Origin of the sequence: Kitasatospora sp. GP82, from assembly GCF_029892105.1 — a bacterium.
GTDB lineage: Bacteria > Actinomycetota > Actinomycetes > Streptomycetales > Streptomycetaceae > Kitasatospora.
Genome location: NZ_JARZAJ010000012.1, coordinates 215,446 through 226,181, shown reverse-complemented (window position 1 = coordinate 226,181; position 10,736 = coordinate 215,446). Strand labels below are relative to the sequence as shown.

8 protein-coding genes are annotated in these 10,736 nt (G+C 71.7%); 4 read left to right on the top strand and 4 right to left on the bottom strand.

The window, feature by feature from the left end; translation table 11 throughout:
* Window positions 1-408 precede the first annotated feature (408 nt).
* Together P3T39_RS15275 and P3T39_RS15270 are read right to left on the bottom strand one after the other, a co-directional pair.
* Entirely contained in the window at window positions 409-1,593 is a 1,185-nt protein-coding gene (locus P3T39_RS15275) for a glycosyltransferase (RefSeq protein WP_280698103.1), read from the bottom strand.
* Window positions 1,594-1,758: 165 nt separating this feature from the next.
* Window positions 1,759-2,199 carry an SRPBCC family protein gene (locus P3T39_RS15270; protein WP_280698102.1) on the bottom strand — a complete coding sequence of 147 codons (441 nt, stop codon included), beginning with the start codon at window positions 2,197-2,199 and terminating at the stop codon, window positions 1,759-1,761.
* A 176-nt stretch (window positions 2,200-2,375) separates the two neighbouring features.
* Between P3T39_RS15270 and P3T39_RS15265 the strand changes: the two genes are divergently transcribed.
* Window positions 2,376-3,290, top strand: coding sequence for a HipA family kinase (locus P3T39_RS15265; protein ID WP_280698101.1), 915 nt, complete (start codon window positions 2,376-2,378; stop codon window positions 3,288-3,290).
* 58 nt (window positions 3,291-3,348) lie between these two features.
* Here the strand turns inward: P3T39_RS15265 and P3T39_RS15260 are convergent, their stop codons facing one another.
* Both P3T39_RS15260 and P3T39_RS15255 read right to left on the bottom strand, forming a co-directional pair.
* Window positions 3,349-4,449 carry an amidohydrolase family protein gene (locus tag P3T39_RS15260; RefSeq protein WP_348534345.1) on the bottom strand — a complete coding sequence of 367 codons (1,101 nt, stop codon included), beginning with the start codon at window positions 4,447-4,449 and terminating at the stop codon, window positions 3,349-3,351.
* A gap of 2 nt (window positions 4,450-4,451) precedes the next feature.
* The gene (locus P3T39_RS15255; protein ID WP_280698100.1) at window positions 4,452-5,792 is read right to left on the bottom strand and encodes a glutamine synthetase family protein; all 1,341 of its coding nucleotides are present in this window, start codon (window positions 5,790-5,792) and stop codon (window positions 4,452-4,454) included.
* Window positions 5,793-6,150: 358 nt separating this feature from the next.
* On the opposite strand from P3T39_RS15255, the gene P3T39_RS15250 reads away from it, so the two are divergent.
* From P3T39_RS15250 to P3T39_RS15240, 3 genes are all read left to right on the top strand, one after another.
* Window positions 6,151-6,795 carry a TetR/AcrR family transcriptional regulator gene (locus P3T39_RS15250; RefSeq protein WP_280698099.1) on the top strand — a complete coding sequence of 215 codons (645 nt, stop codon included), beginning with the start codon at window positions 6,151-6,153 and terminating at the stop codon, window positions 6,793-6,795.
* Window positions 6,796-6,862: 67 nt separating this feature from the next.
* Window positions 6,863-8,356: an MFS transporter gene (locus tag P3T39_RS15245; RefSeq protein WP_280698098.1), complete on the top strand. Its 1,494-nt coding sequence runs from the start codon at window positions 6,863-6,865 to the stop codon at window positions 8,354-8,356.
* 453 nt (window positions 8,357-8,809) lie between these two features.
* Window positions 8,810-10,588, top strand: coding sequence for a 3-hydroxybutyryl-CoA dehydrogenase (locus tag P3T39_RS15240; RefSeq protein WP_280698097.1), 1,779 nt, complete (start codon window positions 8,810-8,812; stop codon window positions 10,586-10,588).
* Window positions 10,589-10,736 lie beyond the last annotated feature (148 nt).

The following is a 10,736-nucleotide window of genomic DNA, read 5'->3' as shown; positions in this document are numbered from 1 at the left end:
GATCCGCCGGGAGTTCGGCAGGGGGCGGCCAGGGCGCGGCACGCTCTCGTGGTCAATGGTCATCAGCGCACGAACTCCCCTGCTGTGTACCCGCCTTGGCCGGAAAACCGGCCTGGATCCGGCGCGGAAGTCCCGACTCGGCGGATTCGGATTCGGTCCGGGTAGCACCTGCCGCGGGCGGCTTTCGGCCACTTTCCGGACCGCCCCTTGGAGGGCAGGAGCCCGGGAATGATAATGAGGCAGGCAAAATCAGACAATACCGAACTCTGGCTTGATTTCAGGAAGTCGACTTGCCATTTCATTCCACCCGCCCATTGATCAGACTTTCGGATTTGAATCCCCGGTCGCGTAGTCGATGAGCGAACACGGCGGCACCTTCGCGGCGAGCATTCACGGCCTGAGAAACGATCAGGAACGCCACGGGACACGGGCAGGGCGGCGGGGTGAGGGCAGAATGCCCGCCGAGCCCGGGAATTCCGAGCGGAGAATTGTTCGATAGAGCATCTCCACCCGCCCTACCACCGTGCGTACATCATGACAACCGATCATATGTTCCCGAGCGGCGGCGCCCCGGCGTTCACATTCGATCGGATCGGAGAGTGATTCGATCATTAGTCGGGCGAGTTCCGCCGGATTCTCCGGTGGCACCAATCCACCGGCCTGCTGCCCGGGCGGCAGGCATTCCCGTGCCCCCGGCACATCCGAGAGCAGTACTGGACGACCCGTCGCCATCGCCTCCAGCGGCGCCAGCGCCATACCCTCCCAGCGGGACGGCAGCACCACCAGATCGGCGGCTGCCAGCCATGGCCGGGGGTCCGTCACATCGCTTGCCAGCCGCACCCGGGAGGGCTCGGGCAGTTCGCGGACCAGACCGGCCAGTGCGGTGGCGTCCGGGCCGCTGCCGACCAGGGCGAGCCTGGCACCCGGCAGCCGCTCGGCCACCCCGGGCCAGGCCGAGAGCAGAACGTCCTGGCCCTTCTGGCGGCAGAGCCGGCCCAGGCAGACCGCGAGCGGGGCGTCCAGGTCGAGACCGAGCGACATCCGCGCGGCGCGGCGGGCCGAGGAGTCGGCGAAGGCATGGTGACGGACATCCACCCCGTTGGGGATCACCCGCCAGTGCGCGAGCAGACCGGCCGCCTCGCCGTCCAGGCGCTCCTGCTCGCTGACGCAGAGCACCGCGCGGGCCCACCGGGTCGCGTACCGCTCCCAGCGCAGGCTCGCCGCCGCCAGTGGACCGTCGACGGCGGCGAAGGACCAGGCGTGCGGTTGGAAGACGGTCGGCAGCGAACCCCGGACCGCCAGCCGTCCTGCCAACCCGGCCTTGGCGCTGTGCAGATGCAGCACATCGGGCGCGGCCCCCAGGATGATCCGGCGCAGCCGCCATGCCTCGGCCAGGGTCGCGGGGCCCGGCGAGCGCCGGGCGGGCCAGTCCAGCACCAGTGCCCCGGCGGCGTTCGCCTCGGCGGCCAGCCGGCCGCCCTGCGGACACGCGACCAGCACCCGGTAGCCCGCCTCGCGCTGCCCCCGGACCAGGTCCACCACCACTCGGGCGACACCGCCGTCCGTGGGCTGGGAGATGTGAAGGATCGTCATATGCACGGCCGCGAGCCTAGGTTGGCGCGCGCTCGGCGCCGTGGCGCCGTCACTCGGAACGGGGAACGCAACCACCCGTACGGCCCAGAGGCCGTACGGGTGTGCGGGAACTGTTCAGGGGCAAGGGGCTCTGTCTTTTCGCCCCTTACCGCCGGGGTACGCGCGTCAGGCGACCTCGTCCGCGAGGCGGGCGAGGACCGCGTCATGGATGCGGTTGAGGCCCTTGGGAGCGAAGGTCCGCTCGAAGAAACCGCCGATGCCGCCCGCCCCCTGCCAGGTCGTCTCGACGAGCACCCTGGCCTGGCCCGCTCCGGCCTCCTTGACCGTCCAGGTGATCACCATGGAGGAGTTGGCGTCCGTCTCGACCAGCTTCAGCGGCGCCGGCTCGGTGACGGTGAACAGGCAGTCCCGGACCCGCTTCTCGGTGGCCTGGAGCTTCCAGTGCACCTGGGTGCCCGCACCGGTGCCGCCCGCCCGGACCTCGTACTCGCTGTACTGTGCGGGCAGCAGCTTCGGCCGGGTGACGGCGTAGTCCGCCAGCGCCTCGTAAACCCGCTCCGGGGACGCCTGGTAGACCCGCTCGGTGGCGGCGTACACCTGACCCATGACGTGACTCTCCTCATGACTGTGCTGCTCGGACTCCGGCAACCACCGGGCTGTTCCGGCCAAGCCAACCACCGCCGTCCACCACCGCCCAAACCGGGGTGCGGCGGACCTTTCCCCGGACGGGCGGGGCCGATAACCCCGTGGCCCGACCGGACTACCGGGTTAGGGTGGCCGGTGTGCTTACCGAGGTGACTGCGCTCCGCTATCTGAACCCCCTGCGTGCGGGCGGCTCCGTGCCCGGGATCGTGGAGACCGACGACCTCGGTACGTACGTGGTCAAGTTCACCGGGGCCGCGCAGGGCCGCAAGGCGCTGATCGCCGAGGTGATCGTCGGTGAACTGGCCAGGCGGCTCGGACTGCGGGTTCCCGAACTGGTGCTGGTGGACTTCGACCCGGCCGTGGCCGCCGAGGAACCCGACCCCGAGATCCAGGACATCCTGCGGGCGAGCAGCGGCCGCAACCTCGGCATGGACTACCTGCCGGGCGCCCGCGACTTCAAGGCCACCACCCCCGGCAACGGCGGGCCGATGGTGGACGTCGACCCCGCCGAGGCCGGGCGGGTGGTCTGGCTGGACGCGCTGACCGGCAATGTCGACCGCAGCGTCCACAACCCCAACCTGATGGTCTGGCACGGCCGGCTCTGGCTGATCGACAACGGCGCCGGGCTGATCTTCCATCACCGCTGGTCCGGTGCACACGCCTCACTGCTCAAGCGGTACGACCTCAGCAACCACGCGCTCGCCGCCTTCGGCCCGGACGTCCCCGCCGCCGACGCCCGGCTCGCCCCGCTGGTGACCGAGGACCTGCTGCGCGAAGTGGTCGCGCTGGTGCCCGAGGAGTGGCTCGCCGAGGAGCCGGGGTTCTCCTCGGTGGACGAGGTACGCGCGGCGTACGTCCACCACCTGGCCGCGCGGGCCAGGGGCTCGGCCGCCTGGCTGCCGGACGGCTTCGCCACCCCCGAGCAGCTGCGCCGCACCGAGGCCGAGCGGGCCGCCGCCCGGCAGGCAGGCCGCCCGGCCTGGCTCCAGCACGTGCCGGACCTGCACGGCAAGCCCACCGCCGCGCCCGACTGGAGCCGGCACATCGACTGACCGTCCGCCAGTTGCCGTGCCCGCTCGGCGGCCGCTCACCCTCGGTCGACCGAGGAACTCACAAGCGGTAGAGGCGGCGCGAGTTGTCGGCCGAGACCATGCGCTCGATCCGGGCGGCGTCGGCTGCCGAACAGGCGCCGTCCGCCCTCCAGTCGGCGAGCAGCCGTCCGAGGCTGTGCCGGTACTGGGCGGCACCGACCAGATAGAGCTCGGGCAGGCCGTAGGCGTCGGTGGAGAACAACACCTTGCCGAACGGGGCGAGTTCGAGCACCTCGCCGAGCACCTGCGCGGCCCGGGTGCCCGTGTACGAGACGGTGAGGCCGATGTCCGCGTACACGTTCGGGAAGGAGGCGGCCAGCCAGGCGGCCTGGCGGTGGTACGGGTAGCAGTGCAGCAGCACCAGCGGTACGCCGCTGGGCTCGGCGGCGCGGATGAAGTCGGTCAGCAGGGCCGGGTCGGCCCGGTGCAGCCGCAGGTCGGGGTCGCCGAAGCCGGTGTGCAGCTGGATCGGCAGGCCCGCCCCGGCGCAGACGTCGACGGCCGTCCACAGCAGCCGGGCGAGCAGGACGGGGTCGGCCAGCCTGGTCCGCGGCCCGCGCAGCCAGCCGGCGGCCGCCCTGGCGACCTCGGCCTCGGTGGGCGGTTCGGGCGGCACGGCCAGGCCGTGCCGGTACGCCAGCACGGACTTGACCGCCACGGCCCCCGCGCAGGCGGTCTCCAGCGCCGCACGCAGGGCTCGCGACCAGCCCTCGGCCGTGGCCGTGACCCGCTCGGCGATGCTCTCGAGACGGATCACCTCGCGGACCTCCGCGCCGGCGACGGCGGCCAGTTCGGTCAGCGGAAGCAGGGAGTGTCCGGCGGCGGCTGTGAGCCCGGTGTCCACCAGGCAGACGCTGAGCCCGGCCGCCTCCAGCAGCCGGGCGGTGGCCTCGGTGGCGCCCAGCTCGCGCCGGCGGGCTATGTACTCGGCGGCCGGGGCGTGCGCGGACAGGCCGAGCACGGGCGGGCACCAGCGCCGGACGGCGAGCCCGAGCGCGCTGTCGAAGGGCGTGGTCCCGGCGGCGGGTGGACGGTCGGACTCGGTGAGCAGAGCGGCGAGACGGTCCTCGTCCAAGTCCGCCACGAGCACGCTGTGGCAGTGCTGGTCGACCAGGTGCACGGTCAGTACCGCCAGCGGGTGGCGGCGATCAGCTCTTCGGGGGCGAGGCCGCCGAGGAGTTCGACCTCCCCGCGGCGCACCGCGAGCACGGCCGCGTGCAGTTGGGCACCGAGCGCCTCGCGCAGCAGGACCGACTTCTCATAGGCGTCCACGGCCTGGGAGAGGTCGGCGGGGAGCCGTTCGACGCCGCTCTGCCCGGCCGGGTCGCCGTGCACCTCGGGCGGCAGCGAGCGGCCCGCGTCCAGCCCGGCGAGCCCCGCGGCGATGACGGCGCCGATCACCAGATAGGGGTTGGCGGCGGCGTCGAAGCACTTGATCTCCGCGTTGGCCTGCGATCCCGTGGAGCCGGTGATCAGCCGCAGCGCGGCCTCCCGGTTCTCCAGCCCCCAGCAGCGGAACGGTCCGGACCAGCGGGAAGGCTGGAGCCTCAGATAGCTGGCGACGCTGGGAGCACCGAGGGCCAGCAGTGCGGGGAGTTCGGCCAGGACGCCGGCGAGGAAGGTCTCCGCCTCGTTGTGCAGCCCGTACGGCCCGGAGCCGCCGTCGCCGAGGTTCTGCTCGCCGCGCCAGAGGCTGAGGTGCAGATGGCCGCCGTTGCCGACGCCGTCCGCCGCCACGGCGGGCGCGAAGGAGGTGCGCAGCCCGTAGCGGGTCGAGACGGCGCGCACGGTGTGCCGCACCAGCAGCGCGGTGTCGGCCGCCTCGATCGGGCCCTCCGCCGCGACCGAGACCTCGAACTGGCCCGGGGCGTACTCGGGGTGGATCTGCAGGACCGTCAACTCCTGTGCGGTGAGCGCCCGCATCACGTCCCGGACGTAGTCGGAGAGGTCGATCATCCGGTTCATCCCGTACGCGGGGCCGTCGGTGGCGGGAGCACCCTCGGCGTCGGTGACCACCCACTCGACCTCGAACCCGGCGCGCAGTGCCAGGCCGCGCCGCTCCAGCGCGTCCACCATCCGCCGGGCGAAGCGCCGTTGGCAGCCGGGGTGCGGGGTACCGTCCTGGGTGTAGCGATCCGCGGGCGCCCAGGCCCAGCCGGGCTGGGCGGCCAGCCGGGAGAGCCTGGCCAGATCGGGGACGAGCCGCAGATCGCCGTCCGGCCCCTGGGTGAACGGGCTGCTGGTGATCGAGTCGTCCACCAGGAACACGTCGAAGCACGGCGCGGCGCCCACACCCCACTCGGCGGCATGCGCCAACTGCCGGACGGGAATGGCCTTCACCCGGCCGATCCCGGCGTTGTCCACCCAGCCGAGCACCACACCGTCGATGGCCTCGTCGATCAGTCGGGCAGCGGCCAGCCGGGCCTGGGCGGCGCGTTCCGCGCGGGGCTGCGTAGTGCTCATACCTCCATGCTGCCCAATACCGGGCGTGCCCAATGGTGCGCCGGGCGGATCTGTCACCCGTCCGGGGAGCGACCGCCCATCGACCCCCGTACGTAAATCAGTTGAGAAGGCGCGCTGCGATGGCGGAGAGTAGTCACGCTGGGCGTCGTCTGCGGCAAACGGGGAGGAAGCAGGCCGCGGCGTCGCTCTCGCCGAGATGGCCGGAGCGGGCCACCCGCCAGAGGTGGCGCAGCTCACACCCGATCGTGAAATTTCCGGGGATGAACTCCCCGTTTACTCCTCTGTCCGCACGATCCGGGGAGACATTCCCCGGAAGCACCCCAGCAGCCGGACTCACACCCGAAGGGAGCCCTCGACCATGACCGTCACCGCAGCCCCACCGGCCGCACCCCGGCTCAGGGCCGATGCCTCCCGCAATCGGGCCCGGATCATCGCCGCCGCCCGGGAGGCCTTCGTCGAGTTCGGGGCCGATGTGCCGCTGGACGAGATCGCCCGTCGGGCCGGAGTCGGGAACGCGACGCTGTACCGCAACTTCCCGGACCGCCGTGAGCTGATCCACCATGTGACGCTGTCGGTGCTCACCAACGTCCTCGGCCACGCCGAGGAGGCCATGGCCGAGGAGTCGGACGCCTTCCGGGCGGTGAGCCGCTTCACGCACGCGGCGGCCCGCGAGCGGATCGGCGCCCTGTGCCCGCTCTTCTCCGAGCACATCGACCACGACGACCCCGAGCTGGCAGCCAGCCGCCTGCGGCTGGAGCGAGCGGTCACCGAGCTGATCGCCCGCGCCCAGCGCGACGGCCTGCTCCGGGACGACATCGGTGTCGGCGACTTCATGGTCGTCATCACCCAGCTGACCCGCCCGATTCCCGGCAGCAGCTGCCTGAACCCGGACGGCTTCGTCGACCGTCACCTCCAGCTCTTCCTGGACGGACTTCAGGCCCCGGCCCGCTCCACGCTGAACGGCCGCGCCGTGACCTTGGAGGACCTCAAGCGGCACAACTGACCTGCATCTGATCTGCAGCCCCATTCCTCGATCTCCTGCACGCTCTTGTACGTAAGTGGGTACTCCCATGTCTGAATCCGTCCTGCAGCCGGACCCCCGGCGCTGGAAGGCCCTGGCCTTCATCGCTCTCGCCCAGCTGATGGTCGTGCTCGACGCGACCATCGTGAACATCGCCCTCCCGTCCGCCCAGGCCGACCTCGGCATCTCGGACGCCAACCGCCAGTGGGTCATCACTGCCTACGCGCTCGCCTTCGGCGGCCTGCTGCTCTTCGGCGGCCGGATCGCCGACCTGTGGGGCCGCCGGCGGACCTTCATAGTCGGCCTGAGCGGTTTCGCCCTCGCCTCCGCCGTCGGCGGCGCCGCCGCCAACACCGGCGTGCTGCTCGGCGCCCGTGCCCTGCAGGGCGTGTTCGGCGCACTGCTCGCCCCGGCGGCGCTCTCGCTGCTCGCGGTGATGTTCACCGAGGCCAAGGAGCGCGCCAAGGCCTTCGGCATCTTCGGTGCGATCGCCGGTGGCGGCGGTGCCATCGGTCTGATCCTCGGCGGCCTGCTCACCGAGTACATGAACTGGCGCTGGACCTTCTTCGTCAACATCCCGTTCGCCGCGGTGGCCATCACCGGTGCGGTGCTGGTGATCCGCGAGCCCGCCCAGGGCCGCAACAGCAACAAGCTCGACATCCCCGGTGTGCTGCTGGTCACCAGCGGTCTGGTCGCCCTGGTCTACGGCTTCACCCGGGCCGAGTCGGACGGCTGGACCTCCGGCATCACCCTCGGCCTGTTCGCGGCCGCGGCGGTGCTGCTGATCGCCTTCGTCCTGGTCGAGCGCTCGGTCAAGGCCCCGCTGCTGCCGCTGCGCGTGGTCACCGACCGCAACCGCGGCGGGGTGTACCTCTCGCTGGGCCTGGCCGTGATCGGCATGTTCGGGCTCTTCCTCTTCCTCACCTACTACCTGCAGGTCGTGCTGCGCTACAGCCCGGTGGTCACCGGCCTGGCCTTCCTGCCGATGGTGGCGGGCATGATCACCGGCTCGACCCAGATCGGCGCCCGGCTGATGACCCGGGTGCCCGCGCGCTACCTGATGACCCCGGGCTTCGCCGTCGCCTCGCTCGGCCTGCTGATCCTCACCCAGATCAAGGTGGACAGCTCCTACCCGGTGCACATCCTGCCCGGCCTGGTCCTGATGGGCCTGGGCATGGGCACCGCGTTCATGCCCGCGATGAGCCTGGCCACCCACGGCGTCCAGCCGCGTGACGCGGGTGTCGCCTCCGCCATGGTCAACACCTCGCAGCAGGTCGGCGGCGCGATCGGCACCGCACTGCTGAACACCATCGCGGCCAGCTCCGCCACCGCGTACGTCAAGGCGCACATGGCAAAGGCGACTTCGCCGGAGCTGTTCAAGGTCCAGACCATGGTGCACAGCTTCTCCACCGCGATCTGGTGGTCCTTCGGCATCCTGCTGCTGGCGGCGGCGATCTCCTTCGTCTTCATCAACATCGGCCGGCCGGACGCCCAGGTCGAGGGTGCCTCCACGGAGGACGCCGTTCCGGTGCTGGTGCACTGACGCCCCGCGCTCCCGAAGCCCTCGTCGCCCTCCCACCCAGGGAGGAACGGCGGGGGCTTCGCCATGTCCGAACTCTTCCTACGCGGCGGTAACTTCGCTACAGTGACCGCACGCACCACCGCTGGGCTTCGGGAGCCGCACCGGCGGGGTCTGCGTCCGGCGCGCCATCGCGCGATCCACGGACCCGGCCGAGGTGCCCGCTTCCCGGCCTCTGCCCGACTCGGGCGACGGCCGGCTCTTCTCAGCGCGTCAGCGTCGCTTCCTCTCACCCAGAGCGCCTGAGCACCACGGCACATCCGCGGCACGGCCGGAGCGGACCGGCCCGCCGCGCGGTGCCGCAACCGTCATCACCACTCCCCCGCGCCGTCGCGCCCTCCTCCGGTGCGCCTGCGGCACAGCGCTGCCCCGGCAATTCCCGAGCACGGCGCGGGGCCCATGACAAGGAGTCAGGACATGAAGCGTCCCTTCCCCATCGTCGCCGTGGTCGGCCTCGGCACCATGGGTGCCGGTATCGCCGTGGCCGTCGCGCGCAGCGGCCGCCGGGTCATCGGCATCGAGGCCGGCCCGGACGCAGCCGCGCGGGCACTGACCCGGATCGAGGAGGCCACCGCGCACGCCGTCCAGCGCGAGCGGCTCACCGCCGAGGAGCGTACGGCGCTGCTCGCGCTGATCTCGGTCGGCGACCAGCTCGACGCGGCCGCCACCGCCGACCTGGTGATCGAGGAGGTGCCCGAGCAGCTGGAGCTCAAGCGCGAGATCTTCGCCGAACTGGACCGGATCTGCCCGCCGGAGACCGTCCTGGCCACCGGCACCACGGCCCTGTCGGTCACCCGGATCGCGGCCGCCACCGCCCGCCCCGAGCGGGTGCTCGGCCTGCACTTCTTCAACCCGGTGCACACCATGAAGCTGGTCGAGGTGGTCCGCACCGTCCTGACGTCCCCTCAGGTTGCCGCCGAGGCGGCCGACTTCGCCCGCGACCTCGGCAAGGAGCCGGTGGCGGCGGGCGACCGGGCCGGGTTCGTGGTCAACGGCCTGCTCTTCGCGTACCTCAACCAGGCCGCCGCGATGTACGAGTCCAAGTACGCCACCCGCGAGGACATCGACGCCGCCATGCGGCTCGGCTGCGGCCTGCCGATGGGCCCGCTGGCCCTGCTGGACCTGATCGGCGTGGACACCGCCCGTACCGTCCTGGAGGCGATGTACGAGCAGTCCAGGGACCGGCTGCACGCACCGGCACCGATCCTCGGCCAGCTGGTCGCGGCCGGACTGCTCGGCCGCAAGTCGGGCCGCGGCTTCTACACCTACGAGGCCCCGGGCTCGTCCAAGGTGATCGCCGAACCGGCCACCGCCACCGCCACGCCTCGGGCCGCGAGCCGCCAGGTGGACAGTGTCGGCGTCTGCGGCTCGGGCACCATGGCGACCGGCATCGCCGAGGTCTTCGCCAAGGCCGGGCACCGGGTGCTGCTCACCGCGCGCAGCCTGGACAAGGCGAACCGGGCCAAGGCGCAGCTCGCCAAGTCGCTGGAGCGCTCGGTGGCCAAGGGCCGGCTGAGCGGGGAGCAGCGCGAGGCCGCCCTCGCCCTGGTCACCCCGAGCGGTTCGTACGCCGAACTGGCCGAGGTCGACCTGGTGGTGGAGGCGGTGGCCGAGGATCTTGCGGTCAAGCGGGAGCTGTTCGCGACGCTGGACAAGATCTGCAAGCCGGGTGCGGTGCTGGCCACCACCACCTCCAGCCTGCCGGTGATCAGCTGCGCGACCGCCACCTCGCGGCCGCAGGACGTGATCGGCATGCACTTCTTCAACCCGGCCCCGGCGATGAAGCTGGTCGAGGTGGTCTCCACCGTGCTGACCTCGGCGGACGTCACCTCGACCGTGCTGGAGCTGTGCGGCCGGGTGCGCAAGCACGCGGTGGAGTGCGGCGACCGGGCGGGGTTCATCGTCAACGCGCTGCTCTTCCCGTATCTGAACGACGCGGTGCGGATGCTCCAGGAGCACTACGCGACGGTGGACGACATCGACACGGCGATGAAGTTGGGCTGCGGCTACCCGATGGGCCCGTTCGAACTGCTGGACGTGGTGGGGCTCGACGTGTCGCTGACCATCGAGCAGGTGCTGCACCAGGAGTTCCGCGAGCCGGGTCTGGCGGCGGCACCGCTGCTGGAGCACCTGGTGGCGGCGGGCTGCCTGGGCCGCAAGACCGGCCGCGGCTTCCGCGACCACGCGCGCCGATGAGCGAGCGCAGCGAGCGAATCAGCAAGCAGGTGCGCGTTGAGCGAAGCGAACTCCGAGCGCAGCGAGGTGGACGCATGAGCGAGCGCAGCGAGCAGGTGCGCGTTGAGCGAAGCGAACTCCGAGCGCAGCGAACTCCGAGCGCAGCGAG

Coding starts and splice junctions, on each gene's coding strand:
- P3T39_RS15240 (WP_280698097.1), top strand. CDS start 8,810: ATGAAGCGTCCCTTCCCCATCGTCGCCGTGGTCGGCCTCGGCACCATG.
- P3T39_RS15250 (WP_280698099.1), top strand. CDS start 6,151: ATGACCGTCACCGCAGCCCCACCGGCCGCACCCCGGCTCAGGGCCGAT.
- P3T39_RS15270 (WP_280698102.1), bottom strand. CDS start 2,199: ATGGGTCAGGTGTACGCCGCCACCGAGCGGGTCTACCAGGCGTCCCCG.
- P3T39_RS15255 (WP_280698100.1), bottom strand. CDS start 5,792: ATGAGCACTACGCAGCCCCGCGCGGAACGCGCCGCCCAGGCCCGGCTG.
- P3T39_RS15275 (WP_280698103.1), bottom strand. CDS start 1,593: ATGACGATCCTTCACATCTCCCAGCCCACGGACGGCGGTGTCGCCCGA.
- P3T39_RS15245 (WP_280698098.1), top strand. CDS start 6,863: ATGTCTGAATCCGTCCTGCAGCCGGACCCCCGGCGCTGGAAGGCCCTG.